The organism is Herbiconiux ginsengi, assembly GCF_900107435.1.
GTDB classification, from domain to species: domain Bacteria; phylum Actinomycetota; class Actinomycetes; order Actinomycetales; family Microbacteriaceae; genus Herbiconiux; species Herbiconiux ginsengi.
Window position 1 is genome coordinate 1,282,115 of sequence record NZ_FNPZ01000001.1, and the last position, 24,974, is coordinate 1,307,088.

The window sequence follows — 24,974 nt, forward strand, 5'->3', positions numbered from 1 at the left end:
CAGGGCATACCCTTCGGATACCGAGCCGTCGTGGCTCCGATGGAGGAATCACCATGGGCGAGAAGTCCGCAAAGAAGGCCGTTGCCAAACCCGCTGCTCGCTCCCTCAAGGAGAAGCGCGCCGACAAGAAGGCGAAGAGCGACAAGTTCGATCACTCGGCCGACGCGGTCACCAACGTCAAGAAGCGCTAGTACCCGGAACCGCCACGCCGTTCTCATAGGCGAACACGACCGCTTGGATGCGGTCGCGGAGGCCGAGCTTCTGCAGGATCTTGGAGACGTGCGTCTTCACGGTGGCCTCGCCGAGGAAGAGCGCCGTGGCGATCTCGGAGTTGGAACGCCCGGCGGCGAGGAGCTCGAGCACTTGCCGTTCACGGTCGGTGAGGCCGGCGAGCTGCGGGGCCGGGGTGATCTCGGGTGAGGCATCCGGTGCAGCGCCGTTGCTGCCGTTGCCGTCGCTTCGCCGCGCGCTGAACCGCTCGATCACCCGGCGGGTGACGTCGGGGGAGAGCAGGGCGTCTCCGCGCGCCACGATTTGCACCGCGGCCACGAGCGCCTCGGGAGACGAGTTCTTGAGCACGAATCCGCTCGCGCCCGCCTCGAGGGCGTCGAAGAGGTAGTCGTCGCGGTCGAAGGTGGTCAGCACGAGGATGCCCGAGGGCGTGCCGGCCGCCACGAGTTCGCGGGTGGCAGCGAGGCCGTCGAGGCCGGGCATCTGCACGTCCATGCACACGACGTCGGGTGCGAGAGCGGTGACGAGCTCGACGGCTTCGCGGCCGTCGCGAGCCTCGCCCACCACTTCGATGCCGTCTTCGGACTCGAGGATGATGCGGAGCCCGACGCGCACGAGGTCTTGGTCGTCGGCGAGCACGACGCGGATGCCGTCGTTCGGCGCAGCCGCCATCAGCCGGCCCCGCCAGCAGCTGGCGTGACCGCCGGCGGTGCGACCGGCGACGGCGTCACCGGCAGCCGGGCGCGCACGAGGAAGCCGCCGCGCGGCTTCGACCCGATCTCGATCTCGCCACCGACGGCCGCGACACGCTCGCGCATGCCGATGTGCCCGAGCCCGGTCGTGGACCCGGCTGATTCAGCCGACCTCACCGCGCCGGCGGATGCGCCTCCCACACCCGAGTCGGACACCTCGATCTCCACCACCCCGTCGAGATAGCGCAGTCGCACGTCTGCGGTGGCGCGGGGTCCGCCGTGCTTGCGCACGTTGGTGAGCGCCTCCTGCGCGATGCGGTAGACGTTCAGACCCACCACTGCGGGAACCGCTTGGGGTTCGCCGATCGCCGAGAAGCTCACGGGCAGTCCGGATGCGCGGACCTCGTCGACGAGTTCGTCGAGCTGGGCGATTCCCCGCGTGCTGGCCGAGCGGCTGGCGTCGTCGGCCGGAGTGAGCGCGTCGTCGCCCTGCCGGAGTGCCCCGAGCATCCGGTGCAGTTCGTCCACTGCTTCGCGCGCGTTCGACTCGATGACCGAGAGCGACTCGACCACCCGCGGGTCGGTGCCGGCCGCCCCCTCGTTCTTCGCGAGCACGCGCCGCGCCGCGCCCGCCTGAACGCCCATCACCGACACGTGATGGGCCACCACGTCGTGCAGCTCGCGGGCGATGCGCACTCGCTCGAGCGCCACGGCCTGCCGGCTCGACACCTCGCGTTCCCGTTCCAGTTCGAGCGTGCGCTGTTCGAGCACTTCGCGCTGGCGCGCCGCGGTCCACGCCGAGTTGCCGAAGAAGTAGGCCGCGCCGAAGTAGAGCAGGTTCGTGATGATCGAGATGAGGCCGATCGCGAGGAATTGCGAGGGGAACCCGTCGTGCGAGACATCGGGCACGAGTTCCGGGTAGATCGCCTGGAAGACGAAGGCGCCGACCAGCCAGAACAGCATCCCGACGACGATGACGATGCGCACGACCTTGGCGAGCATCCGATTGCGCCCCCAGGCGCCCACGGAATAGAGGGCGAGGAACAGGCAGATATTGCTGAACAGCACCTCCCAGACCGAGGCGTACTGCCCGATCACGAAGGTGGCGGCCACGACGAGCGCCACCGGTTCGGGCCACCGACGCCGGAGGGCCAGCGGGCCCGCGATCGCCACGGCCCAGATGAGGGTGCCCCACCACGGCGCCGCCGCTCGGTCGACCGCGTGTACGTAAAGCTCGGCGCTTGCCAGCGCCGCGACGACGAGCGCTGCGGCCACGACGGCGTCGCGTCGGTACCCGGCACGCCCGGGTCGCGGTCGCACCCAGTCGTCGGCGCTCGAACTCATGACTCCACGCTACAGACGCGCCCGCGCCGGCCCATCCCCCACGCGGATGATCGTTCTGCTCTGGCGACCACGGATGTCGGCGTGACGCTTCACCCGACAGGTGGGCGCGGAGGGTCATCATCAATCGACTCTCGGGCGGAACCGCCGACGACACCGGCGCCGCGCAGGTGACCGCCGTCGGAAAGAAGACGCTCTGAGGGCGGCAATTCCTCAACCCGGCGGCTCTCTACGGGTGGGATGGTTGATCGCGCCGTCCCTCCGGCATCGCAAGCTCGGCCCGGTCAGGGCAGACGGATGCGCGCCCCGTCGAGCTCGCCGGCCGGCGCGTCCCAGAGGCCGACGACCGCCGACGCCAGCGTCTCGACGTCGGTGTAGCCGGGGAAGGCCTTCTCGGGGGACTCGGCGCGCATCCGGTCGTCGACCAGCGCCTTCACCACGAAGACGACCGCGGCCGCACGCAGCTCGCTCTCGCCCTGGTCGCTCCGGAATCCGTGCGCCAGCGACCGCATCCACGACTCCGAGGCCGCCTTGGCCGCTGCGTAGTCAGCTCCGGATGCGGTGGGTGCGTCGACCGCGGTGGAGGAGACGAAGGCCACCCGGCCGGCCTCCGACGCGACGAGGGCCGGATAGAAGGCGCGGGTGGTGTTGCGCAGGGTGCGGAACGAGCGCTCCACCGTGGCCCAGCCCGCATCCGTCTGCCCCGGGATGCCGCGCCCGCCGACCCAGCCGCCCACCAGGTGCACGAGCCCGTCGATCGGGCCCGACGCGGTCAGGCGCAGCGCGAGCGTGTCGACGGCGGAGCTGTCGGCGAGGTCGCAGACCTCCGTGGCGATGCCCGGAACGCGGAGCGCGAGCTCATCGAGCCGGCCCGCGTGCGATCCGAGCGCCACGACCTGGGCGCCCGCCGCGGCGAGCGCGGCGCAGGCGGCGGTGCCCGACGCGCTGGAGGCGCCGGCCACGACGACCCGCCGGCCGCCCACTCCGAGGCCGCCGGCATCCGGGGAGGAGTCGGCCGTCGCGTCAGGGCTGTGCTGCATCTCGGTCATGCCTTCATCCTGGCCCCACGCGCGCGCGGCGTCGAGCCCGTCTTGGTGGGATTCGACCCCGCCTCCCCGAGACGCCGCTCGCCGCGCGCCGGTGCAGTTCGGGCGCGGCGAGCGACCTCTCGGGGAGGCGGGATCGGCGGGTGGCCGGATCGGATCAGTCGCGGCCCGTGATGCCCGCCGTCGACGCGATCACGTCGTGCATCTTCTTGTCGAGCGCCTCGTAGAACATCGAGAGCGGGAACTCGTCGTCGAGCACCGCATCGGTCAACCCGCGCGGCGGGCCGTCGAGAGGCAGCGCCGACGGGCCCTGCGCCCACACCGAAGCCGGATTCGGCGTCAACGTCGACGTGATCAGGTCGTAGGCCGCGAGCCAATGCGCGGTCTTCGGGCGGTCGATCGACCGCCAGTAGAGCTCGTCGATCGCATCGCCGAGCGCCGTCACCGCATCGGCCACCTCGGGCCAGTCGATGGTGAGCTTCGTGTCGGTCCAGTGCAGCACCCCACGCTGGTGCAGCCAGGCGAAGAGCAGCTGCCCGCCGAGCCCGTCGTAGTTGCGCACCCGCGAGCCCGTGATCGCGAAGCGGAAGATGCGGTCGAAGAGCACCGCGTACTGCACGAGCTTCGCGTGGTCGAGCAGTTCGGCGTCGCCGGCACCGAATGGCTCACCGGACTCCGCCGCCGAAGCCGTCAGCCGCCGCTCGATCTTCACGGCTTCCCGGAACGCCGTGAGATCGCAGCGCAGCTCCTCCAGCGAGTAGAGGAAGTAGGGCATCCGCTGCTTGATCATGAACGGGTCGAACGGCAGGTCGCCGCGCATGTGCGTGCGGTCGTGGATGAGATCCCACATCACGAAAGTGCGCTCGGTGAGCTCCTGGTCGTCGAGCAGGCGTGCTGCGTCGTCGGGCAGGGAGAGCCGGGTGACGGATGCCGCCTCCCGCACCACGCGACGGAACCGCGCGGCCTCGCGGTCGGCGAAGATCGCACCCCAGGTGTACGTCGGGATGCTCGAGGTGGCCACCGACTCGGGGAAGAGCACGGCCGAGTTGGTGTCGTAGCCCGCCGTGAAGTCGAGGAACCGGATGGGCACGAACAGCGCGTTGGAGTAGTCACCGGCCTCGAGCGCGGCGACGAACTGAGGCCACAGCACCTCCACCAGCACGGCCTCGACGTGCCGGTCGGTGCTGCCGTTCTGGGTGTACATCGGGAACACCACGAGGTGGCGCGCGCCGTCGACCCGGTGGAGCTCGGGGCGGAACGCCACGAGCGAGGCGAGGAAATCGGGAACACCGAAACCCTCGGCCGCCCATCGCTCGAAGTCGGCCTGCAGGGCGACGAGGTACTCGTGATCGTGGGGGAAATGGTGCGCGAGCCGTGCAACGTCGCCCACGATGGTAGCCACCAGGGCCCGCGCCGCCGGGTGGTCGACCGGATCGGGGATCGACCCGTCTTTCGCCTGCAGCGGCTGGATGGCGGTCACAGCGGCCTTCAACGAGATCCACGCTGCCGAGTGGGTGAGTGCCGCGTCTTCGACGACCTCGGGTTCTCCGATGATGGCCTGGGAAGCGAGCGTGGTGCGTGCGCGAGCGGACATGGTCGAACCTCCAATCGGTCGTCTCTTCGAGCCTAGGCGCAACGCATCCGCGCTTCCTTGTTCGAGCATCCGCTTTGTTGCGCAGAACGCCCGATCGCACGCTGATTTCGTGCATGCACCGCACCGAGCGTGCTCCCAGCCGCGCCGAAAGGGCCCGGGTAGCATGGACGGCGATGGAGAAGCAGACGGCCGCGGCCACCACGACGGCGCCGGCCGCGACGGGCGCGGGCAGCCGCGCCACGAAGCCCGACCACTTCCTTCCGCACATCCAGGGTCTGCGTGCCATCGCCGTTCTCCTCGTCGTGGTCTACCACTTCTGGCCCGGACGCCTCACGGGCGGGTACATCGGCGTCGACGTCTTCTTCGTGATCTCCGGCTTCCTGATCACCCAGCAGCTCACCCGTCAGCTCGAGCGCACCGACCGCATCGCCCTGCCGAGCTTCTACGCCAAACGCGCGCGCCGGCTGTTGCCGGCCGCCATCACGGTGCTCATCTTCGCGAGCCTCGCGACGCTGTTCATCATGCCGTTGTCGAGTCTGACCGAGAACGTGCGCGAGATCCTGGCCTCCACCTTCTATGTGGAGAACTGGGTACTGGCCCTCAACTCGGTGGACTACCTGGCCGCCGCCAACGAGGCGAGCCTCGTGCAGCACTACTGGTCGCTCTCGCTCGAGGAGCAGTTCTACCTGTTCTGGCCCGTGCTGCTGCTCGGGGCATCCGTCGTCGCCATGAAATTCTTGAAGGGCAAGCGCTGGCTCGCCCTCATCTCGGTGCTCGGCATCGTAGGCGTGGTCTCGTTCGTGCTCTCGGTCGTGACCACGGCGGCCGATCCGGCCAGCGCCTACTTCGTCACCTACACCCGGGTGTGGGAGTTCGCCGTGGGCGGCGCCCTCGCGCTGCTGCCGCGGTGGCGGCCGGTGCGCGCCTGGCAGTCGAACATCCTCGGCTGGGGCGGCATCATCGTGGTGCTCGCGTGCGGCTACCTCTTCAACCAGGCGACGCCGTTCCCGGGCTACATGGCCGCCATCCCGGTGCTCGGCACCGCCGCCATCATCGTCGCCCACCACCGCGAGAAGCCGTGGGACGCGGGTCGAGTGCTCAGCTTCCGCCCCATCGCCTTCATCGGCGACATCTCCTACTCGCTCTACCTCTGGCACTGGCCGCTCATCATCATCGCCCCCTACATCCCGGGCTGGGGCTTGAGCATCTGGAACCGCATCGCGCTGTTCGTGTTCTGCTTCGTGATCGCCTGGGCCACCAAGCGTTTCATCGAAGACCCGACCCGGCAGTGGAAGTTCTTCACCGGCCGCCGCCCCCGCGTCACGATGATCGGCGTCGTGGCCGTGATGGCCGTATCGAGCCTCTTCGCGGGCACCGCGTGGGCCGTGCAGCAGCCGAAGTACGACGCCGAGGCCAGCCAGCTCGCCGACACGCTGGCGAACCCGCCGGAGTGCTTCGGTGCGGCCTCCGGGCCGACGGATGGCGTGAACCCGATCGATCCGCTCTGCGTGAACCCCGAGCTCGCGGGCCAGATCATCCCGAGCCCCGGCTTCGGCAACGCCGACCGCCCGCGCCACCCGGACTGCCTCTCCACCCTCAACGACGCCACCGTGCGCGACTGCCAGTTCGGCAGCGACGCCACGGACGCGCCCCAGATCGCGCTGATCGGCGACAGCCACGCCTACGCCCTGATGGACCCGTTCGTCGAGATGGCCGAGCGCAACGGTTGGCACCTCACCACCTACCTCAAGGGCGGCTGCCCCTGGACGACGACGCCGTTGCTCGCCAAGGACGCATTCGCGGCGTCGTGCGACAGCTGGCGCGCGTCGCTCACCGACCAGCTCGCGACGCATCCGCCGTTCGATGCGATCTTCACGGCGGCGCTCACCGACCGCAACGTGCCGGGCACCGCCGACGACGAGCAGACAGCGGCGATCGGCTATGGCGAGGCCTGGAAGCAGGTGCTCGACCAGGGCACGCCGATCGTGACCGTGGTCGACAACCCGGCTTGGGAGGACGACCCGAACAAGTGTCTCCGCACGCAGGCGGAAGCCGACTGCACCGAGCCGCGGGGCGACGGGCTGGCGGAGTTCGATCCGATCGCGCTCGCCGCATCCGGTGCCATCACGCAGGGGCAGGATGTGACGCTGCTCGACTTCAGCGACACCTATTGCACCGCCGAGGAGTGCCCGGCCGTGATCGGCGGAGCGAACGTCTACCGCGACGTCGACCACCTCACCCGCACCTTCGCCTTCACGCTCGAGCCCTTCCTCGAGCGGGCGATGACCGCCGCGCTCGGGCGCTGAGCCCTCTGGCCGGGGGCGCATCATGCTGGGGGTGCTGACCGGTTTCGGGATCATCGGCTTCGTGATCCTCGTGGGCTACGTGACACAGCGCTGGCACATCCTGCCGCCCACCACCGGACTCGTGCTCAACCGCGTGGCCTTCTTCGTGGCGATGCCCGCGTTGCTCTTCACCGTGCTGGCGCGCTCGCATCCGGCCGCCATCTTCTCGCTGCCGACGCTGGCCTCGCTCTCGGCGATCGTGGTGGCGGCGGTGCTGTACGTCGTGGCCTCGCGCGTCTGGTTCCGGCAGTCGTTCGCCGAGACCACGGTGGGCGCCGCGGGCGCGTCGTACGTGAACGCGAACAACATCGGGCTGCCGGTGGCGACCTACGTGCTCGGCAACCCGCAGCTCGTGGTGCCGGTTCTGCTGCTGCAACTGATCCTGATGGCGCCGGCCCTGCTCGCGGTCCTCGACATCAGCTCGCGGGGATCGGCGTCGGTGCGGTCGATCGTGACGCAACCGCTGCGCAACCCGATCATCATCGCGTCGATCGCGGGCATTCTCGTCGCGCTGTTCGGGCTCCGGATTCCGGATGCGGTGATGGCGCCGTTCGAATTGATCGGCGGGGCCGCCGTGCCGATGGTGCTGCTGGCGTTCGGCATCTCCCTGGTGGGGCAGCGGCCGCTGCAGCCCGGCAGCGGACGGCGTGCGATCGTCGTGGGCAGCGCCATCAAGATCGCGATCATGCCTCTCGTGGCATACGTCTTCGGGCGCTTCGTGTTCCAGCTCGATCCGGAGCACCTCTTCGGCGTGGTCGCGCTCGCGGCGCTGCCGACGGCGCAGAACATCTACAACTACGCGGCGCGATACGAGCGCGGCGTCGTCGTGGCGCGCGACACCGTGTTGATCACGACGATCGGCGCCGTGCCGGTGCTCGTGGTGGTGGCGGCGCTCCTCGCGCCGTAGCGAGGCATCGCTTCGGGCGAACCACAAGCGACACGAGCGCTGAGGAGGCCTCGTGGTGACGCACGTTCGCCCGAAATGACGAGGGGTTTCAGGGGAGCTTCTCGTAGCGCTGCCGGGCGCGCGTCGCCGCCCGGGCGGCGGCGTCGGAGGCGCGCTGGGCGGCGGCCCGCTCCTTGCGGAGCGTCGCTGCGAGCACGTCGGCGGCGCTGACCGCATCCTGCAGCTCCTCGACCTGCTGTTTCAGCTCACGGAGTTCGGATGCGCGCTCGCGGCGCTCCTCGGTGGTCTCCCGGATGCGCAGATCGAGCGTCGCCAGCTCGGCCTCGGCGTTCTCGGCGTCCTGCCGCGCCTCCTCGGCCTCGCGCTTGGCCTGCCGTTTCGCCTCGCGCCGCGCCTCCCGACGGGCCTCGAGCTCGTCGCCACGCGTGCTTGCGCGCCCATCACCCGCGCGACCGGACGCTCCCGCGGCGGTGGAAGCCTCGCCTGCCCCCGCTTGTGCCGAATCGTCTGCAGTGGAGGTGATGGACGTGTTCGCGCGGCCGGCGGAGGCGTCGCGGACGCGCGGCGGGGCGGCTTCGCCCAGGGCCTCGGGCACCGCGACCGCCCCGGCGAGGTCGACGGGATCGAGCCCGGATCCACTGAAGGTGCGCACCAGGGTTCCGTCGCGCACCGCCGCTGCCGCGGCCTCGTCGCCCATCGCCGCCTGCAGGGTCTGTTGCACCTCGACGGCCGCCGATTCCGAGACAGTGGTGCCGAGGTCGTCGCCGAGGTCGCGGGCCGACCGCCCGATCGCGGCGAGCATCCGCTGTCGCTCACGGCCGAGCTCGCGGATCGCGTCGCGATCGAGGTCGTCCTGAGCCGCCCGCAACCGCTCGCCCAGGTCGAGCAGCGTCTCGACCTCGTCGAACCGGTGCCGCACCAGGGCGTTCACGGCCCAGGCCGCGACCGAGGGTTTCGCGAGCGAGCGGATGCGCTTCGCGAGCGGGCGGTCGCCGTCGTCGGCGGCCAGCTTCGCCCGGTTGTTGCGTGCCCCCGTGAACTCGGCGGGGTCGAGTGCGTAGAGCTCGCGTGCGATCGCGCCGAGTGATTCCATCCGCGCCCTCCCTGCTGCCGCACTCCCGCGGCTGCGCCGCGTCTGGCCCCGAGCATACGGCGGCATCGGTGCGCTCGTGTCGCACGGAACCCTCGCGTGGCGCGGGGCTCTGATCGTCGGCCGATGCGCGTGCTGAACCCCGCGCATCCGTTGGCCGCGAGGCGGGGTCGTGCTACAGATGAGTCATGAGCGACCCGAAGCACGTGAGTCCCACCGATCCGGTGGGTGACGCCACCCCGGCCGATCACCGTGTGGACGCCGTTCCGGGTGACGGGCGCGACGAGACCGAGAACGAGCGCCTCGACCGCAACTGGAACGAGATGCTGCAGGAGTTGCGCGTCATCCAGACCGGAACGCAGATCCTCACCGGCTTTCTGCTCGCGGCCGTGTTCCAATCGCGGTTCGAGGAACTCGACGACTACCAGCGCACCGTCTACCTCTGTCTGGTGGTGACCTCGATCCTCACCACCGTCTTCGGGCTCACCCCGGTGAGCCTGCACCGCGCGCTGTTCCGCCAGCGCAAGAAGGCGCAGGTGGTGCGGGCGACCGACCGCATCCTGATGTTCACGATGCTGGGGGTGGCGCTGACGCTGGCCGGCACGGGGATGCTCATCTTCGACTTCGTGTTCGGGCGCGTCGGCGGAATCGTGATCGGCGTGGTCATCCTGCTCGTGGTGGCGGGACTCTGGGTCGTGGTGCCCCGCGTCGTGCGCCGCACATCGCACATCGAGCTGCGGGGCTGAGCGCGGATCAGGGCGCGGGTGCCGGAGTTGGCGGAACGGTGGGCGAGGCGGGCGTGGCCGTGAGACCCGCCCAGAGGAGGTCGACCGTGGCCCGGGTGGCCTCGGCCACCGGAACGCCGTCGAGCAGCTGGTTCGTGGCGAGCGTCGCGACGCCGTGCACGGCGGCGAATGCCACGAGCGCGAGACGGTCGGGGTCTCCGGGCGCCACCTCTCCGGCGGCCTGGGCGGCGCGGATGAGATCGGTGGTCGTCGCGAGACTGGCGTGACCGATCTGCAGCAGCCGTGGGCTCGCATCCGGAGCGTGCTTCGTGGTGTACATCACCTGCAGCAGCGCTCGGTGCTCCACCGCGAAGGTGACGTAGGCGCGCGCGACGGCGCCGAGTCGTTCGGCCGGCGGCCCGGGAGTCGCGACCGCCGCGTCGAGCTGAGCGTTCATGGCCACGAAGCCGTCGTAGGCGAGCACGTCGAGCAGCGCCTGTTTGTCGCGGAAGTGCCGACCCGGTGCGCCGTGGCTCACGCCGAGGTCGCGCGCGAGCTGGCGCAGCGACAGGCTCTCGACTCCCTCGGCCTCGATCGTCTGCTCCGCGCGTTCGAGCAGGGCTGAGCGCAGATTGCCGTGGTGGTAGCTGCTGCTCGCGCCGTCGCCGGTACCGGCGTTCGCGTGTGTCGCATCGCCCCTGCTGCTCATGCCGTCCAGTCTAGCGAGATGTTGGCGTTGACAACAATGCTGTCAGTGTCTACATTGAAGCCATGACAATGACATATCGCGGAACCACCGCCCTCATCACCGGCGCGAGCTCAGGCCTCGGCGTCGAATTCGCCACCCGGTTCGCCGCTCGGGGAGCCGACGTCGTGCTCGTGGCCCGCCGGGTCGAGCGCCTGGAGCGGCTGGCCGCCGAGCTCGACGAGCGCTTCGGCATCACCGCCACCGCCCTCGAGTTCGATCTCGCCGTTCCGGACGCCGGGGGCCGGTTGCGCGCCGAGCTCGCCGCGCGCGGGATCACGGTTCAGACGGTGATCAACAACGCCGGATTCGGCACCCACGGGCCGTTCGCCGAGGAGGAAGGGGCGGTGCTGGCGTCAGAGATCCAGCTGAACGTGGCCGCCCTGGTGGATGTCTCGCGCGCCTTCCTGCCCGACCTTCTGGCGGCGGCGGGCGGGCCCGCATCCGGAGCCCTCGTGAACATCGCGAGCACGGCGGCCTATCAGCCCACTCCGTTCATGGCGGTCTACGGCGCCACGAAGGCGTTCGTGCTGCATTTCACCGAGGCGGTCGCGTTCGAGACGCGCGCCTCGGGGCTCAAGGTGCTGGCGCTGAGCCCCGGCGCCACCCGCACCGAGTTCTTCGAGGTGGTGGGCAGCGAGGCCGCGGCGGTCGGGCGGTTCCAGACCCCCGAGCAGGTCGTCTCGGCGGCGCTTCGGGCGCTCGACAAGCGCACGACGCCCGCGAGCATCGTCTCGGGCCGCGCGAACGCCGCCACGGCGGCCGCGACGAGCCTGCTTCCGCGCGGCGCCCTGCTCGCGGTCTCGGGGCGGGTCATGTCCGACTGACCCGTGTCTCACCCGTGGGCTCCCCCTTGGGTCACGCCGAGTAGCCCGGATGGGCGACCTCGCGGGGCGCTGCGCCCACGTCGCGCTACCTCGCAGACCGGTGAGGCGCCCGGGGCGGGTCAGGGCGCGAGGCGGCGCACGATCTCCTCCCAGCCGTCGGCGAGGCGCGCCGAGGTGACTCCCCGCACTGCGCCCGGCGGAAGCACCAGGATGGCCTCGAGCATGGAGATGAGGTTGAACGCGAGCACCGGCAGGTCGCCCTCGACGCCCGCCTGCCGCAGGAGGCTCACCACGTGCACCTCCGTCACCTGGCGCGCCGGCACGGAATAGCGCGACTCCGGCGGCGCCTCGGACTTGCGCAGCAGGTCGCCTTGCGCGCTGATCACCAGGATGCGCGCGCGCCCGAAGGCGACGAGTCGGTCGAGCGGATCGGCGCCCGGTCCGAGTGGCGGCGGGCCGCTGATCATCCGGCCCTGGAACTCCCGCTCGGTCTCGTCGAGCAGGGCACGGAAGACTCCCGTGCTCGACCCGAACCGCCGGAAGATCGTGCCCTTGCCCACGCCCGCCTCGGTGGCGAGCACATCCATGGTGAGGGCGTCGACGCCGTCGCGCTCGATGACGCGGCGGGCGGCGGTGAGGATGCGTTCGCGGTTGCGCGCCGCATCCGAGCGTTCTGCCGGTGGTGCGCCGGTACCTCCTGCTGCGCCGGGCCGGATGCTCGTCGGCAGTCCCAGCGGCACCCCGGCCAAGGCCCCGAGCGGGAGGTCGGGGGCTGGCGCGGGTGGGCGGCCGGTCGAGGTTTCGGATCGGGCGCCGGGCGAGTCCATGCACGGACTGTAGCATGGTGGGAATAAGCGGACCACGGTCCGGTTGAACCCTTGGTACACCGAGCTCGCCGGCATCTGGCGGCCACCTCTTACTTAGGAGAAGCATGACTGACATCCTCGTTCTCGTCGGCAGCCTGCGCGCCGCCTCGACCAACCGCCAGCTCGCCCAGGCGGCTGTCGACCTCGCCCCCGAAGGTGCGAACCTGCACCTCTACGAGGGCCACGGCGCCCTGCCCCTGTACAACGAAGACATCGACGTCGAGGGCCAGCTGCCCGAGGCCGTCGTCGAGTACCGTGCGGCGGTCGCCGCCGCTGACGCCGTCCTCGTCGTGACCCCCGAGCACAACGGCACGATCCCGGCGAACCTCAAGAACGCCATCGACTGGTCGTCGCGCCCCTTCGGCGGCAGCTCCATCTCGGGCAAGCCGGTCGCCATCATCGGCACCTCGTTCGCGCAGTTCGGCGGGGTCTGGGCTCAGAACGAGGCCCGCAAGGCCTACGGGATCGCCGGCGCCCGCGTCATCGAGAGCACCGTTCTCGCCGTGCCGAACTCGATGGTGCGCTTCGCCGAGACCCACCCGAAGGAGGACGCGGAGATCGTGGAGCAGCTGCGCGCCTTCCTCGCCCAGTTCGTGAGCGACCTCGCCGCGCTCAAGAACGAGGAGCAGGCCGCGTAGGGCAGCCGCTCCACCCGGCGCATCCGGACAGCGAAAAGGGCGCCCGCACAGATCGTGCGGGCGCCCTCGTCGTGCGGGACCGCCTACTCGGCGGAGACGGCCTCGTCGGTGCCGGCGGCCTGCTTGGCCACGGCCTCGGCGTAGTCCTTCTTCACGGCCTCCATGTCGAGGGCGCGCACCTGCGAGATGACGTCTTCGAGCACCTGGCCGGGGAGGGCGCCGGGCTGGGCGAAGATCGGGATGCCGTCGCGGTAGCCGACCAGGGTCGGAATGGAGGTGATGCCGTAGGAGGCGGCGAGCTGCCGCTGATCCTCGGTGTCGACCTTCGCGAAGGTGATGTCGCCGTGCTGCTCCGAGGCCTTCTCGAACACCGGGGCGAACTGCTTACAGGGGCCGCACCAGTCGGCCCAGAAATCGATCAGGACGATGCCGTCGGCAACCGTCTCGTCGTGATTCTCAATGGTCAGAGTCTTCGTGGACATACCTTCATTAACGACACAACCATGCCGAAATTCCGAGCGTTCAGGCGGCGTTCAGGCGGCGCATCCGCACGGCCGCGTCAACTGACGTGAACCTCGGGCCGGTGCCGCCGGTCGCGCTCGGCCCGCCGCAGCACCTCGCGGGTGACGGGAGCGACCTCGCCGGTGCCCGTCACGAGGTACTTGAACATGTTCGAGATGGGGCTGCCCTCGGTCCACTCGAAGTAGATGTTCGGCACGACGCCCGTGATGTCGCGGATCTCGAGCAGCACGGTGGCGATGGTGTTCGGGATGTTCCCGCTCGTCACCCGCAGCACGCGGTAGCCGTGTGCCGTCTCGCCACGCACCACGAGGTCTTCTTCGAAGTCGGAGGAGTCGGAGGGGTAGACCTCGAGGAAGATGACCGGCGAGCGCTGCGGGATGCCGCTGTCACGCCGCTCCTCAGCGACCTTCTGGCTGTATTCGCGCGCCGATCCGTCGTCGGGTTCGTTGGCGATGATGCGGACGGAGTCGTATTCGTCGGCATCCGTCAGCACGAAATCGACCGCCGTCGGATCGAGGGTGACGGAGGTCGCGCGCAGCTGGAACGAGCGCTGCACCCGAGAGATGATCGAGACCGCGATGATGCCGATGATGAACAGGGCCGCGATGCGCACGCCGTCGGGTCGCTCGATGATGTTCGCGATGGTGGTGTAGAGGAAGAGCACCGACACCACGGCGAAGCCGATCATGGCGGCGCGTTGCTTCTTGCGCATCGCCGAGAGGGTGACGGCGACGGATGCGGAGGTGATCAGCACGAGAACGCCGGTGGCGTAGGCGCCGGCCTGCGCGTCGACGTCGGCGCCGAACCAGAGCGTGATGATGACGGCGATGGCCGTGAAGACGAGCACGAGCGGGCGCACGAGCCCGGCCCAGTGCGGGGCCATGCCGTAGCGGGGGAGATAGCGCGGCACCAGGTTGAGGAGACCGGCCATCGCGGAGGCGCCGGCGAACCAGAGGATGGCGATGGTGCTGACGTCATAGACCGTGCCGAAGCCCTCGCCCAGATATTGGTGGGCGAGGTAGGCGAGAGCGCGGCCGTTGGCGGGACCACCGGCCTGGAACGCCTCCTGCGGGATGAGCAGCGTGGTGACGACACTCGACGTGATGAGGAAGGCGCTCATGATCAGGGCGGCTGTGGTGAGCAGGCGCTTGGCGCCCTGGATGCGCTTCTTCGGGTTGCTCTGCTCGTCGCTGGGGCTGCCCGTGATCTGAGGCATTACCGCGACACCGGTCTCGAAGCCGGAGAGGCCGAGCGCGAGCTTCGGGAACGCGATCAGCGCGATGCCCACCATGACCCACGGATTGCCGTGCTCGGCGGTGAGGGCGGCCCACCAGTCGTCGATGACGAGCGGATTCTCGGCGACGTGGGTGAGGCTCACGACGATCACCACCGCGTTCAGCAGCAGGAAGACCGCGACCAGCACGACGGCGATGTTGATGGCCTCCTTGAACCCGCGGAGGAACACCACGGCGAGCGCGGCGATCAGCACGAGGGTGATGATCACCTGCTGCCCCTCGAACCAGCTCGGGGCGAACGGGTTCTCGATGGCGTGCGCCGTGGCATCCGCCGCACTCAGGGTGATGGTGATCATGAAGTCGGTGGCGGCGAAGCCGAGCAGCACGAGCACCACCAACTTGCCGCCCCACCAGGGGAGGAGCCGCTCGAGCATGGCGATCGAGCCTTCTCCGCGGAAGCTCTCGCGCGCCACCCGGCGGTAGACCGGGAGGGCGCCGGCGAGCGTGATGACGATCAGGATGATGGTGGCGAAAGGGCTCAGGAGCCCGGCGGCCAGAGCGGCGATGGCGGGCTGGTAGCCGAGGGTCGAGAAGTAGTCGACGCCGGTGAGGCACATGACCCGCCACCAGGAGTGCGTCTTCTCGGGTTTGGCGGCGCCAGGCCCCGGGTGGCGGCCGGTGTTGTCGGTGAGGCCGACGGTGAGCCAGCGGCGCAGGCGCGCGCTGGTGCGCCGGTCAGCAGCACCAGGAAGTTCATGGGGCACGCCCGGCGTGATGTTCGAGCCGGCGCCGACCGTGGGAGTTGACATGCTCCATGTATACCCGCTTCGGGTGGCCGATCGCGCACGTCAAGAGTATGATAATTACTCAGTAATCTTCCTTCGAAGTGATCCGAGGAGCCTATGTCCACAACTCTGTCGTCGCCCGATTCCGGTGCAGAATCACGCCAGGACGGGCATCCGAGCCGCCTGGCGCGTGCGCTGACATCGCGTTCGGTGCTCGCGTCACTCGCTCTCTTGGCGGCGATGCTCGCGCCTGGACAAGCGGCAGCGGGCGCTGGCTTCCCGGCGACAACGTCGCCTGTGATGGCGAGCGACATCGCAACGCCCGTCGAAAGGATCGGGGGTGTGGATCGGTTCGCGGTGTCCACGGCGATCTCTGCCAAGATCTTCAAACCGGGCGTTCCGGTGCTCTACGTCGCGTCGGGCGAGGTGTTCCCAGATGCGCTATCGGCGTCGGCGGCGGCCGGCAAGCAAGGCGGGCCGGTTCTCCTGGTCATGAAGGAAGCCATCCCCGACCCCGCCGTGTATGAACTGGCACGTCTGGCGCCGGAGAGCATCGTGGTCCTGGGCGGTACCGCGACCATTAGCGACAGGATCTATGAAGCTCTCCGTAAATACACGAAGAACCTGACGCGAATCGCCGGGCCGGACCGGTTCGTTGTGTCAGCGGGTGTCTCGGCAGCCGTCTTCACCCGAGACGTGCCCGTCGCGTACGTCGCCTCCGGGACGGCCTTCCCTGACGCGCTCTCAGGATCGGCTGCGGCTGGGCGGGCTGGCGGGCCGATGCTGCTCACCACGAAGGATTCGGTTCCGGATGCCGTCATGACCGAGTTGTCGCGTCTGCACCCTGGGAAGATCGTCGTCCTCGGTGGTAGCAGCGCCGTGTCCGACGACGTGGTGCGTGCACTGGCCGCCATCGCCCCCGTGACCCGCACCGCGGGCGCAGATCGATTCGTCGTCTCGGCCACCATCTCGGCCGAAGGGTTTCCGGCAGGGGCGAGCACGGTGTACGTGGCATCCGGAGCGCAGTTCCCCGACGCACTCTCAGGGTCGGCGGCCGCGATCGCCGATAAGGGCACGGTGCTGCTCACGACGAGAGACGAGATCCCGGCCCCGATCGTCACCGAACTCCAACGGCTCAAACCGACACGGATCATCGTGCTCGGAGGCGTGAACTCGGTGTCCGACGCCGTTCTCACCAAGCTCGCGGACTACGTCACCGAGTAGGTCTGCCCGTTCACGGACAGTGCTAGCCGAAGATCATCGGGCGGTCGTCGTCGTCTTCGGCCGATGCGGGGAGGTCGAGGTCGACCACCACCGGCACGTGATCCGACGGGGCGTCGCCCTTGCGCTCGTTGCGGTCGATGCGCGCGGCGCTCACCAATTCGGCGAAGGGCTGCGAGCCCAGGATGAAGTCGATGCGCATGCCCTCGTTGCGGGGGAAGCGGAGCTGCTTGTAATCCCAGTAGGTGTAGCCCGTCGGCACCAGCGGGCGCACGACATCCGTCAGCCCGATCTGCTCGAAGACCTCGAAGGCGGCCCGCTCCGGCGGGGAGACGTGTGTGGCGCCGTCGAAGAACGACAGATCCCAGACATCCGTGTCGAGGGGCGCGATGTTCCAGTCGCCCATCAGGGCGAGCGGTTGCGTCGGGTGGGCGGCGAGCCAGGCCTGCGTCTGCGTCGCCAGCTCTTTCAGCCAGGCGAGCTTGTAGACGTAGTGCGGATCGTCGAGCATGCGCCCGTTCGGAACGTAGAGGCTCCAGAGGCGCACGCCATCGACCGTCACGCCGAGCGCCCGTGCCTCCAGCGGCAGCGAACCGTCATCGAGCGGCTTGCCGAACCCGGGCATGCCGGTGAAGGTGTTCGCCGCCTCGGTCATCGGCAGGCGGCTCGCGAAGGCCACGCCGTTCCACTGGTTCAGCCCGTGCAGCACCACCTCGTATCCGGTGTCGTGGAAGGCCTCGAACGGGAACTGCGACTCCTTGCACTTGATCTCCTGCATGGCGAGCACGTCGACGTCTTCGCGCACCAGCCAGTCGACCACCCGGCCCACTCGCGCACGGATCGAGTTCACATTCCAGGTCGCAACACGCATGCCTCCACGCTACCGGCACCCTCCGTCATCGCGATGCCGCCCGCCCCGTCGCTAGGCTGACCGCATGGCGAGAGCGGGCGCGGATCGACCGCGCGGAGGTGGTACGAACGCGGGGCAGGCATCCGGAGCTCCGAGCGACGACCCGACGTTCCGCGACCGCCTCGAGCAGCACTTCGAAGAGCCGATCGCCCGCGTCACGACCCTCACCCAGAACACCCTCGCCCTGTTCCCGACGCGGGTGTGGCGCCGCTTCCTGGCCGGCAACGGGTTCCTGCTCTCGTCGGGCATGAGCTACCAGGCGCTGTTCGCCGTGTTCGCCGCCGTCTACATCGTGTTCGCCGTCGCCGGCATCTGGCTCACCGGGTCGCCCGAGACGATGGATGCGCTCATCCAGCTGATCAACACCTACGTGCCGGGCCTCATCGGCACGACCGGCGACCCCGGTGTGATCTCGGTCGACGACCTCGACACCATCGCCCGGTCGAGCACCTCGGTGCTCACCATCACAGGCCTCACGGCGTTCGTGGTGCTGGTGTGGACCGCCATCGGCTGGATCACCTACTCCCGCATCGCGGTGCGCGCCATCTTCGGCCTGCCCAAGGACAAGCGCTCCTACGTGCTGCTCAAAGCCCGCGACTTCCTCGTGTCCCTGGTGCTGGGCGCCGCGCTCTTCGCCGCGGCCGTGCTGACCGTGGCGAGCACCGCCGCGATCGACTGGCTCGTCTCGCTGCTCGGCGAACCGCTGAAGGACTGGTCGACGATGCTCGTCGGCGCCGCGGGCCTGGCGGTCGTGTACGTGATCGACGTGATCGCCCTGATGGTGCTCTACCGGTTCCTCGCCGACGCGCATCTGACGATCGCGCGGATGCGCGGGGGAGCACTTCTCGGCGGGGTGGGACTGCTCGTGCTTCAGCTCCTCGGCGGGCAGCTGCTGGGCGGGGCGACGCGCAATCCGCTGCTGTCGACCTTCGTGGTGTTCATCGCGATGCTGCTGTGGTTCCGGTTGACGAGCGTGGTCACCCTGGTGGCGGCGGCGTGGATCGCGGTCGCCGTCGAGGACCGAGGGCAGTCGCTGTACGAGCCGACCGCCGAGGAGCGCGCCGCGCTAGAACGCGACGCCCTGCTGCTGGCGGCACAGGTGCGGTTGCGCGACGCGACCTCACACCTCGAGGCCGCCCCGTGGTGGCGCCGCCCCGCCGCACGCTGGCGCCGCGATGCCGCCCAAGAGGAGCTCGCCGCACTCGAGCACCCCCGCCCCCCGGGCGACGCGCCCCTCTAGAGCTCCGGATGGCGCCGCCGCGCCGCTCACTGACCCGCACGTTTTCGCGAAACCGCGCGGTGCCGTGGCGCGAAAACGTGCGGGTGAGTGGGGACTCCGGGCCGCGCGGGGTCGGTGGTGATGATCATCCGCAGATCGTCGGCCTCGCGCGAGGCGGCGACGGGGCGAGTCCGGTCAGTTTCCGTGCGGGTCGAGGTGGTTCAGCGCGGCCACTGTCTCGGCGTAGTCGCCGCGGGCCTCGCCATAGCGGAGGAACTTCACCCGCTCGACCTGGATCTCCCGCGCGTCGGGATCGCTCTCGATGAGTCCGACGACCTCGGTGATGAACTCGTCGAGAGGCATGGCGAAGGCGCTCTCCCGCTGCCCGGGCATCAGGTCGGTCGCGACCGACGGTGGCTCGAGTTCGGACACCGTCACCGATGTGCCGGCCAGCTGCAGACGCAGGCTTTCGCTGAGCATGTGGATCGCGGCCTTGGTGGCGTTGTAGCTGGGCGTGATGCGCAAGGGGGTGAAGGCCAGCCCGGAGGAGACGGTCATGATCGTCGCATCCGGCCGCGACCGGAGGTGCTCGACGAACGCGGCGATGAGACGGATCGGGCCGAGCAGATTGGTCGTGACCGTGGCCTCCGCGCTGGCCAGGAAGCCCTCGGGACGGGTCCAGTCCTCGGGGTGCATGATTCCGGCCATGGCGATGAGGACGTTCAGTTCCGGATGCTCCGCGATGACGCGCGATGACGCGTCACGGATGCTGTCGGCATCGGTGGTGTCGATGCGGATGGTGTGGATGCCGGGGTGCTCGGCGGTGATCTGCGCGAGCAGCTCGGCGCGGCGACCGCCGACGATGACCTCGTTGCCCTTCGCGTGGAGTGCGAGGGCGAGTTCGAGACCGATGCCGCTGGTCGCGCCGGGAATGAAGATGGTGTTTCCGCTGATGTGCATGCCTCGATTCTTCGACTCCCGCACGGCTCGTGCCAGAGAGCGCTTATCGGGGGACAACCGGTCTCTGTTTCGGCTCCGGCGAGCGATGCAGACTGTCATCATGGATCGCGACGCCCTCGGCAGCTTCTTGACCCGCCACCGCAACAGCCTGCAACCGGCCGACGTCGGTGTCGCGGCCGGCCCACGCCGGCGCGCGGTCGGGCTGCGGCGGGAGGAGGTCGCGCAGCTCGCGGGGATGTCGACGGACTATTACACCCGGCTCGAGCAGGGTCGCAGCACCCAACCCAGTTCGCAGATCCTCGGCTCCGTGGCCCGCGCCCTGCGGCTCACGCCCGATGAACGCGACTACCTCTTCCGCGTCGCAGGGCTCGACGCACCCGACCGCCACGGCGGCGGCGACTACGTGGCGCCCGCGCTTCTGCGCGTTCTGGACCGCCTGACCGACACCCCGGCTCTGATCATCTCCGTTCTCGGCGAGACGCTCGTGCAGAACGAACCGGCTGTCGCGCTCTTCGGAGACGCCAGCCAGTACACCGGGCTGGAGCGGAGCGAGGTCTACCGCTGGTTCGTTCACCCCGAGACCGAGCGCCGGCGGTATCCCGAGCATGATCGCGACCGGCAGAGCCGCGCCCACGTCGCCTCCCTCCGTGCGGCGCTCGGCGCGATGGGATCGAACTCCCGGGCATCTGAGCTCGTGCGCGAGCTCAGCCGGAGCAGCCCCGAGTTCGTGAGCCTGTGGGAGCGGCAAGAGGTGCATCGCCGGTTCACCGACCACAAGACCCTCGTGCATCCTGAGCTCGGCGAGATCGAGGTCGACTGCCAGGTGCTCTTCACCGAGGACGAGTCGCAAGCACTGCTCGTGCTCACCGCCCCGCCCCGCACGGAGGCCGCCGGCAAGCTCGAGCTCCTCGCGGTGCTCGGAAGCCAGCAGTTCGCCACGGAGCGCTGACTCGGAGCCTCGCGCCGCGGCCGCGTCAGCCCGCGGAAGGAGTGACGTGCTCGCCGAAGGAGTTCTCCGGTGCTTCGTGCACGCGCACATACGGCCCGAACAGGTCGACGAGTTGCGCGGTCTGGTCGTCGGTCAGGTCATGGATGCCGAACTCCTCCGCGCCGTCGACTCCGACGCCGTAATCCTGGATGAGGAATCCCTCCGACATGAGCCTCGGCACGGTCGCCTCGACGCGAGCGTGCAACGCGGCGGAGTCCGACGTCGAGAGTCGGCCCTGCTCGAACACGACCTTGTCAGGGTCGTGGATGCCGCTCACCGTGACGAGGTCGGCCTGGATCTGCGGGGTCGTGCCGACGAGGTAGATCACGAGGCGATCGACGGATGCCGGGGTGCCGCTCGCGATACCGGCGTAGTTGTCGGGGTAGGCGGCCGGAGCATAATCGCGCACGGCGACGATTCCGTTCGCGACCTCGGCCGACAGGACACCCGGTGCCCCGACTCCCGACGGCAGTGCGGGAAGAGGCGTGGCGGCGTCGCTCATCACGACGTCGGCACCTGGCGTCGGCGACGAGCTTGTCATCGAGCAGCCGACGACCAGACTCAGGGCGAGTGCAACGGCCGAGGTGACCAGCGTCGTCCTGACGATTACGGCGAGCATGCAAGGAGCATAGCTGAGTGATCGTCAGAGATCATCAGCGAGTGGATGGTGCCCGACGCCTGGTCAGCGGCGGGTGCCGGGGTAGTTGAGGTGGCGGAAGAGGGTGAGCTCCCAGCCGCGGGAGCCGCGCTCCTCTTCCGGCGCCGGGCGTACCGCCGCGCGTGCCGCCGCAGGGCGGGACGGCGCGCGCTCGGGCGGCGCGGTGCGCGGCTCCGCCTCTCGGGGGGACACCGGGCGACCGGCCGGCACAGCCACACCGAGCGGGGGAACCGCGCGCAGCGGGGGATGCCGGGGCGGCGCCTCCACCCGCTGCGGCGCGGATGCCGGGACGGAGCGCGCCGGCTGGGCGTTACTCGGCATGGCCCGCGCCGCCCGTCGAGGAGGAGTCGGGCGCATCCGGCGACCCGGCTGAGCCGGTACCCGGCGCCGCGGATGACCCGGCACCCGGCGACACGGGTGACCCAGGCGACCCAGGCGACCCAGCAGGAGACTCGGCGGAGGAGAGCGCGGCGAGCGCTCCGGTCAGGCGGCGGGATCGACGGGGGCGGCGGATGCGGGTGAGAGAGCCGGTCACGGTGGGAACCTCCGGAGGGAATGGGGCCGCAGCGCGCGGCGTCTCCCAGTTTGGAGGTCACGAGTATGCCGTTCGTGGCCGTCTGCGGACGGTGGCCGCAGGCTGCCACATCCGGAAACAGGGCCGTAACGGAGGCGTCACACGGCGGTCACACCTAGCCCCGGTTCCTAGACCGCAGCCGTTTCAGCGGTGGGCGGGCGCGGCGTCACACCCCAGCCCCGGTTCCTGGCCGCAGCCGTTTCGGCGGTGGGCGGGCGCGGCGTCACACCCAGCCCCGCCGGGCCGCCTCCACCCCCGCCTGGAAGCGATTGTCGGCGCCCAACTCCACCATCAGCTGATGACTGCGTCGCCGCAACGAGCGCGTCGACATGCCGAGACGCCGGGCGATCACCTCGTCTTTCAGTCCCGCGCCGATCAGGGCCAGGATGGCCTGCTCCTCGCGGCTGATGCGGCGGGAGGGCACGGTCGCGGTGGGGGCAGGAGGGGGCGCGGGGTCAGCGGCGGCCGGGTCGCGCATCCGCTCGCGCGCCTCCGGGAGCGGCAGCGCACGGGCCCAGTAGAACTCGAACAGGTCGCAGAGCGCCGCCACCATCGGCGCCGACTCGGTGACGATCGCGTCGCTCCGCCCCTCTTCGACGCTCAACGAGACGAGCGCCGTGGTGCGGTCGGCGATCGCGAGCTTCACCGGCAGCTCGGAGACGATCCGGGCCTGCTCGCCGTGCCCGGCCAGCCGTTCCGCCTCCTCCCAGCTGTCTTCGCGGCTGAAGCTGTCGCCGGTGTAGATCGCGCGCCACGAGACGCCGCGCCCGAGCACCACGGCTTCGAGAGGCTCCAGCGACGACGAGACGTAGGGTGGCCGGTCGAACACGAGCAGCTCCCGGGTGGCCTGGTGCTGCAGCCGCACGTACCAGCTCGCCACGGCGTCGCGGTCGCTCAGGATGCGCGTCTCCGCGTTCTCCTCCGCACTCGTGGCACCCCGGTCGAACTGGTCGGCGAGGGTGGGGATGAGCTGCCGGATGCGCCCCACGCCCTCACTCAGCTGCTCGACCATCGAGGTGAGCGAGTAGCGCGGATCGACCGGCACGTAGAACCCCGCATCGCTGCGTTCGCGCGAGATCAGGCCGATGTGCCGGAGCGATTCGAGTTGTTCGGTCGCGGCGTCGTCGTCGAGGTCGAAGCGCGCCGTCACGTCGGAGAGGAGCGTCTTTCCGCGGTGGATGACGAAGAGGTAGATCTGCTCGGCGGCGTCGGAGAGGCCGGCGAGGGCGAGCACGGAGGGTGTCGTAGTCACCCCACCAGCTAAGCGTGTTCTGCGCCCGCGGATAAACTGGGCCGCGTGACCGACGCGCGAAGCCAACTCATCGACTACATCAAGACCGACGCCGTGTTCCACGGCGACTTCACCCTCACGAGCGGCAAGAAGGCGTCGTACTACGTCGACCTGCGCCGGGTCTCGCTCGACCACCGGGTGGCCCCGCTGATCGGGCAGGTCATGCTCGACCTGATCGCCGGCATCCGCGACGTCGACGCGGTGGGCGGGATGACGATGGGGGCCGACCCGATCGCCGCCGCCGTGCTGCACCAGGGCGCCGCTCGTGGCCTCGCCTACGACGCCTTCGTGGTGCGCAAGGAGCCGAAAGACCACGGGCGCGGTCGCCAGGTGGAGGGTCCGGATGTCGCGGGCAAGCGTGTGATCGTGCTCGAAGACACCTCGACCACCGGTGGTTCGCCGTTGGCCGCCATCGCCGCCCTCGAGAGGGCGGGCGCCATCATCGCGGGCGTCGCCGTCGTGGTCGACCGCAACACCGGCGCCGGGGAGCGGATCGAAGAGGCCGGCTACCCCTACCACTACGCGATCGGATTGGCGGACCTCGGTCTGGAGTGACATGAGCCTGCCCCCGAACGACCCGCAGCGCCGCGACGACGCCGTCCCGCCTGCGGGTGCGGTCGGGTCGGCAGCGGGTGGGGGCACGCACGCGCACCATTCTGCTGAGGGGGCGCTAGGGGCGCCGCGAGTGCCGGGAGTGCCGGGAGTGCCGGGAGTGCCGGGAGTGCCGCCTGACGGTGGCGGCCATGCGGTGCACGCGGCCAACGGGGTGCCGGCTGACCGCCGTGCACACGGGTCCGATGCGGCGCCGATCGACAGCGCTGGGCACGCGGCGCACGCTGGGCACGCGGCCGCCGGGGTGTCGGTCGATCACGGGGCGTCCACGACCGCGGGGGCGCACGTCGGTGCGCACCGGGCGCCGCCATCCGGTGCGGAGCGACGCGGACCCGGCCGCACCGTGTGGCTGGTCGTCGCGGGCGGCGTGGTGCTGCTCGCTGTGATCGTGGGCCTGTTCTTCGCCGGCCTGCGCGTGGGCAGCGGTGGGGAGGCCGCGCCGGTCGCGGTCGCGACATCCGCGACCGCCGGCGCCGGCGCATCCGTGACGCCGACGCCCAGCGAGGCCCGGGCCTCTCCGACGCCTGCGCCCGCCGCCGACGCCGCGCCTGCCGGTCCGCTCGCTCCGGGCGTGCACGACTGGAATGCGCTGCACGGGGGCGAGTGCCTGAGCGGCTACGCCTCGCCCTGGGAGCCGCAGTTCACGGTGGTCGACTGCGCCGGCGAGCACAACGCTCAGCTCGTGTCGAAGGGCGCCTTCGCCGAAGAGGCCGCCGCGCCCTTCCCCGGCGAGGCCGAACTCGTGTCGCGCCTCAACCTGCTCTGCACGGCGCCCGCGGTGCTCGACTATGCGGTGGCGGAGTCCGTGCCCGATCTGCAATGGCAGGGCGCCTATCCCGCCGCCGACGCCCAGTGGGCCGCCGGCGACCGCGCCTACTTCTGCTTCTTCTCGCGCACCTCCGGCGAACCGCTCGGGGCGTCGCTGGCCGCACCGCCGGCCGGGTGAGTTTTC

The 24,974-nt window shown here is 70.1% G+C and carries 26 protein-coding genes; 11 read left to right on the plus strand and 15 right to left on the minus strand.

Going from position 1 to position 24,974, the window contains the following annotated elements:
* Positions 1-53 precede the first annotated feature (53 nt).
* Complete coding sequence (locus tag BLW00_RS23365) at positions 54-191, plus strand: hypothetical protein (protein WP_092550605.1); 138 nt, start codon at positions 54-56, stop codon at positions 189-191.
* Here BLW00_RS23365 and BLW00_RS06185 read toward each other — a convergent pair.
* The 4 genes from BLW00_RS06185 to BLW00_RS06200 form a co-directional block, all read right to left on the minus strand.
* Entirely contained in the window at positions 178-903 is a 726-nt protein-coding gene (locus tag BLW00_RS06185) for a response regulator (RefSeq protein WP_092550609.1), read from the minus strand. The genes BLW00_RS23365 and BLW00_RS06185 overlap by 14 nt on opposite strands.
* Positions 903-2,267 carry a sensor histidine kinase gene (locus BLW00_RS06190; RefSeq protein WP_092550612.1) on the minus strand — a complete coding sequence of 455 codons (1,365 nt, stop codon included), beginning with the start codon at positions 2,265-2,267 and terminating at the stop codon, positions 903-905. Before BLW00_RS06190 ends, BLW00_RS06185 begins: the two co-directional genes overlap by 1 nt.
* 281 nt (positions 2,268-2,548) lie before the next feature.
* Positions 2,549-3,313 (minus strand): SDR family NAD(P)-dependent oxidoreductase, encoded by a 765-nt coding sequence (locus BLW00_RS06195; RefSeq protein ID WP_092550615.1) that lies wholly within the window; start codon positions 3,311-3,313, stop codon positions 2,549-2,551.
* 154 nt (positions 3,314-3,467) lie between these two features.
* Entirely contained in the window at positions 3,468-4,904 is a 1,437-nt protein-coding gene (locus tag BLW00_RS06200) for a DUF6421 family protein (RefSeq protein ID WP_092550617.1), read from the minus strand.
* Positions 4,905-5,077: 173 nt separating this feature from the next.
* On the opposite strand from BLW00_RS06200, the gene BLW00_RS06205 reads away from it, so the two are divergent.
* Together BLW00_RS06205 and BLW00_RS06210 are read left to right on the plus strand one after the other, a co-directional pair.
* A complete protein-coding gene (locus BLW00_RS06205) occupies positions 5,078-7,210 on the plus strand; it encodes an acyltransferase family protein (protein ID WP_175494155.1) in 2,133 nt (710 codons plus the stop codon).
* A 22-nt stretch (positions 7,211-7,232) separates the two neighbouring features.
* The gene (locus BLW00_RS06210) at positions 7,233-8,156 is read left to right on the plus strand and encodes an AEC family transporter (RefSeq protein WP_092550623.1); all 924 of its coding nucleotides are present in this window, start codon (positions 7,233-7,235) and stop codon (positions 8,154-8,156) included.
* Between the two features lie 88 nt (positions 8,157-8,244).
* Here BLW00_RS06210 and BLW00_RS06215 read toward each other — a convergent pair whose 3' ends face one another.
* Positions 8,245-9,249, minus strand: coding sequence for a hypothetical protein (locus BLW00_RS06215; protein WP_092550626.1), 1,005 nt, complete (start codon positions 9,247-9,249; stop codon positions 8,245-8,247).
* 185 nt (positions 9,250-9,434) lie between these two features.
* Between BLW00_RS06215 and BLW00_RS06220 the strand changes: the two genes are divergently transcribed.
* Positions 9,435-9,992 carry a DUF6328 family protein gene (locus BLW00_RS06220; RefSeq protein WP_245741325.1) on the plus strand — a complete coding sequence of 186 codons (558 nt, stop codon included), beginning with the start codon at positions 9,435-9,437 and terminating at the stop codon, positions 9,990-9,992.
* Between the two features lie 7 nt (positions 9,993-9,999).
* Here the strand turns inward: BLW00_RS06220 and BLW00_RS06225 are convergent, their stop codons facing one another.
* Positions 10,000-10,680 (minus strand): TetR/AcrR family transcriptional regulator, encoded by a 681-nt coding sequence (locus BLW00_RS06225; RefSeq protein ID WP_092550629.1) that lies wholly within the window; start codon positions 10,678-10,680, stop codon positions 10,000-10,002.
* 62 nt (positions 10,681-10,742) lie between these two features.
* On the opposite strand from BLW00_RS06225, the gene BLW00_RS06230 reads away from it, so the two are divergent.
* A complete protein-coding gene (locus BLW00_RS06230) occupies positions 10,743-11,543 on the plus strand; it encodes an SDR family NAD(P)-dependent oxidoreductase (RefSeq protein WP_092550632.1) in 801 nt (266 codons plus the stop codon).
* A gap of 119 nt (positions 11,544-11,662) precedes the next feature.
* Here the strand turns inward: BLW00_RS06230 and BLW00_RS06235 are convergent, their stop codons facing one another.
* The gene (locus tag BLW00_RS06235) at positions 11,663-12,370 is read right to left on the minus strand and encodes a TetR/AcrR family transcriptional regulator (protein WP_092550635.1); all 708 of its coding nucleotides are present in this window, start codon (positions 12,368-12,370) and stop codon (positions 11,663-11,665) included.
* Between the two features lie 104 nt (positions 12,371-12,474).
* Between BLW00_RS06235 and BLW00_RS06240 the strand changes: the two genes are divergently transcribed.
* Positions 12,475-13,047, plus strand: a complete 573-nt coding sequence (locus BLW00_RS06240) for an NAD(P)H-dependent oxidoreductase (RefSeq protein ID WP_092550638.1) — start codon at positions 12,475-12,477, stop codon at positions 13,045-13,047.
* Positions 13,048-13,130: 83 nt separating this feature from the next.
* Here BLW00_RS06240 and trxA read toward each other — a convergent pair whose 3' ends face one another.
* Together trxA and BLW00_RS06250 are read right to left on the minus strand one after the other, a co-directional pair.
* Positions 13,131-13,529, minus strand: a complete 399-nt coding sequence (gene trxA, locus BLW00_RS06245; RefSeq protein ID WP_092550641.1) for a thioredoxin — start codon at positions 13,527-13,529, stop codon at positions 13,131-13,133.
* A 77-nt stretch (positions 13,530-13,606) separates the two neighbouring features.
* Positions 13,607-15,613: an APC family permease gene (locus tag BLW00_RS06250; protein WP_407650951.1), complete on the minus strand. Its 2,007-nt coding sequence runs from the start codon at positions 15,611-15,613 to the stop codon at positions 13,607-13,609.
* Between the two features lie 318 nt (positions 15,614-15,931).
* Between BLW00_RS06250 and BLW00_RS06255 the strand changes: the two genes are divergently transcribed.
* Positions 15,932-16,813: a cell wall-binding repeat-containing protein gene (locus BLW00_RS06255; protein ID WP_175494156.1), complete on the plus strand. Its 882-nt coding sequence runs from the start codon at positions 15,932-15,934 to the stop codon at positions 16,811-16,813.
* A 22-nt stretch (positions 16,814-16,835) separates the two neighbouring features.
* Here BLW00_RS06255 and BLW00_RS06260 read toward each other — a convergent pair whose 3' ends face one another.
* Positions 16,836-17,681: an exodeoxyribonuclease III gene (locus BLW00_RS06260; RefSeq protein ID WP_092550647.1), complete on the minus strand. Its 846-nt coding sequence runs from the start codon at positions 17,679-17,681 to the stop codon at positions 16,836-16,838.
* Between the two features lie 64 nt (positions 17,682-17,745).
* On the opposite strand from BLW00_RS06260, the gene BLW00_RS06265 reads away from it, so the two are divergent.
* Positions 17,746-18,960: a YihY/virulence factor BrkB family protein gene (locus tag BLW00_RS06265; RefSeq protein WP_092550650.1), complete on the plus strand. Its 1,215-nt coding sequence runs from the start codon at positions 17,746-17,748 to the stop codon at positions 18,958-18,960.
* Between the two features lie 174 nt (positions 18,961-19,134).
* Here BLW00_RS06265 and BLW00_RS06270 read toward each other — a convergent pair whose 3' ends face one another.
* Positions 19,135-19,899, minus strand: coding sequence for an SDR family oxidoreductase (locus tag BLW00_RS06270; protein WP_092550653.1), 765 nt, complete (start codon positions 19,897-19,899; stop codon positions 19,135-19,137).
* A gap of 100 nt (positions 19,900-19,999) precedes the next feature.
* Between BLW00_RS06270 and BLW00_RS06275 the strand changes: the two genes are divergently transcribed.
* Positions 20,000-20,848: a helix-turn-helix transcriptional regulator gene (locus BLW00_RS06275; RefSeq protein WP_092550656.1), complete on the plus strand. Its 849-nt coding sequence runs from the start codon at positions 20,000-20,002 to the stop codon at positions 20,846-20,848.
* A 25-nt stretch (positions 20,849-20,873) separates the two neighbouring features.
* Here the strand turns inward: BLW00_RS06275 and BLW00_RS06280 are convergent, their stop codons facing one another.
* The 4 genes from BLW00_RS06280 to BLW00_RS06285 all read right to left on the minus strand — a co-directional run bounded on the left by BLW00_RS06280 (position 20,874) and on the right by BLW00_RS06285 (position 23,371).
* Entirely contained in the window at positions 20,874-21,506 is a 633-nt protein-coding gene (locus tag BLW00_RS06280) for a hypothetical protein (RefSeq protein ID WP_092550659.1), read from the minus strand.
* Positions 21,507-21,569: 63 nt separating this feature from the next.
* Positions 21,570-21,866 (minus strand): hypothetical protein, encoded by a 297-nt coding sequence (locus BLW00_RS22860; protein ID WP_139256643.1) that lies wholly within the window; start codon positions 21,864-21,866, stop codon positions 21,570-21,572.
* Complete coding sequence (locus BLW00_RS22865; protein WP_139256644.1) at positions 21,856-22,080, minus strand: hypothetical protein; 225 nt, start codon at positions 22,078-22,080, stop codon at positions 21,856-21,858. Before BLW00_RS22865 ends, BLW00_RS22860 begins: the two co-directional genes overlap by 11 nt.
* A gap of 262 nt (positions 22,081-22,342) precedes the next feature.
* Entirely contained in the window at positions 22,343-23,371 is a 1,029-nt protein-coding gene (locus BLW00_RS06285; RefSeq protein WP_139256645.1) for a LuxR family transcriptional regulator, read from the minus strand.
* Between the two features lie 45 nt (positions 23,372-23,416).
* On the opposite strand from BLW00_RS06285, the gene pyrE reads away from it, so the two are divergent.
* Both pyrE and BLW00_RS06295 read left to right on the plus strand, forming a co-directional pair.
* Positions 23,417-23,965, plus strand: a complete 549-nt coding sequence (gene pyrE, locus BLW00_RS06290) for an orotate phosphoribosyltransferase (protein ID WP_092550665.1) — start codon at positions 23,417-23,419, stop codon at positions 23,963-23,965.
* A 1-nt stretch (position 23,966) separates the two neighbouring features.
* On the plus strand, positions 23,967-24,968 hold the full coding sequence (locus BLW00_RS06295; RefSeq protein ID WP_139256646.1) for a hypothetical protein: 1,002 nt from the start codon (positions 23,967-23,969) through the stop codon (positions 24,966-24,968).
* Positions 24,969-24,974: the final 6 nt, after the last annotated feature.

Coding starts and splice junctions, on each gene's coding strand:
- BLW00_RS23365 (WP_092550605.1), top strand. CDS start 54: ATGGGCGAGAAGTCCGCAAAGAAGGCCGTTGCCAAACCCGCTGCTCGC.
- BLW00_RS06185 (WP_092550609.1), bottom strand. CDS start 903: ATGGCGGCTGCGCCGAACGACGGCATCCGCGTCGTGCTCGCCGACGAC.
- BLW00_RS06190 (WP_092550612.1), bottom strand. CDS start 2,267: ATGAGTTCGAGCGCCGACGACTGGGTGCGACCGCGACCCGGGCGTGCC.
- BLW00_RS06195 (WP_092550615.1), bottom strand. CDS start 3,313: ATGACCGAGATGCAGCACAGCCCTGACGCGACGGCCGACTCCTCCCCG.
- BLW00_RS06200 (WP_092550617.1), bottom strand. CDS start 4,904: ATGTCCGCTCGCGCACGCACCACGCTCGCTTCCCAGGCCATCATCGGA.
- BLW00_RS06205 (WP_175494155.1), top strand. CDS start 5,078: ATGGAGAAGCAGACGGCCGCGGCCACCACGACGGCGCCGGCCGCGACG.
- BLW00_RS06210 (WP_092550623.1), top strand. CDS start 7,233: ATGCTGGGGGTGCTGACCGGTTTCGGGATCATCGGCTTCGTGATCCTC.
- BLW00_RS06215 (WP_092550626.1), bottom strand. CDS start 9,249: ATGGAATCACTCGGCGCGATCGCACGCGAGCTCTACGCACTCGACCCC.
- BLW00_RS06220 (WP_245741325.1), top strand. CDS start 9,435: ATGAGCGACCCGAAGCACGTGAGTCCCACCGATCCGGTGGGTGACGCC.
- BLW00_RS06225 (WP_092550629.1), bottom strand. CDS start 10,680: ATGAGCAGCAGGGGCGATGCGACACACGCGAACGCCGGTACCGGCGAC.
- BLW00_RS06230 (WP_092550632.1), top strand. CDS start 10,743: ATGACAATGACATATCGCGGAACCACCGCCCTCATCACCGGCGCGAGC.
- BLW00_RS06235 (WP_092550635.1), bottom strand. CDS start 12,370: ATGGACTCGCCCGGCGCCCGATCCGAAACCTCGACCGGCCGCCCACCC.
- BLW00_RS06240 (WP_092550638.1), top strand. CDS start 12,475: ATGACTGACATCCTCGTTCTCGTCGGCAGCCTGCGCGCCGCCTCGACC.
- trxA (WP_092550641.1), bottom strand. CDS start 13,529: ATGTCCACGAAGACTCTGACCATTGAGAATCACGACGAGACGGTTGCC.
- BLW00_RS06250 (WP_407650951.1), bottom strand. CDS start 15,613: ATGTCAACTCCCACGGTCGGCGCCGGCTCGAACATCACGCCGGGCGTG.
- BLW00_RS06260 (WP_092550647.1), bottom strand. CDS start 17,681: ATGCGTGTTGCGACCTGGAATGTGAACTCGATCCGTGCGCGAGTGGGC.
- BLW00_RS06265 (WP_092550650.1), top strand. CDS start 17,746: ATGGCGAGAGCGGGCGCGGATCGACCGCGCGGAGGTGGTACGAACGCG.
- BLW00_RS06270 (WP_092550653.1), bottom strand. CDS start 19,899: ATGCACATCAGCGGAAACACCATCTTCATTCCCGGCGCGACCAGCGGC.
- BLW00_RS06275 (WP_092550656.1), top strand. CDS start 20,000: ATGGATCGCGACGCCCTCGGCAGCTTCTTGACCCGCCACCGCAACAGC.
- BLW00_RS06280 (WP_092550659.1), bottom strand. CDS start 21,506: ATGCTCGCCGTAATCGTCAGGACGACGCTGGTCACCTCGGCCGTTGCA.
- BLW00_RS22860 (WP_139256643.1), bottom strand. CDS start 21,866: ATGCCGAGTAACGCCCAGCCGGCGCGCTCCGTCCCGGCATCCGCGCCG.
- BLW00_RS06295 (WP_139256646.1), top strand. CDS start 23,967: ATGAGCCTGCCCCCGAACGACCCGCAGCGCCGCGACGACGCCGTCCCG.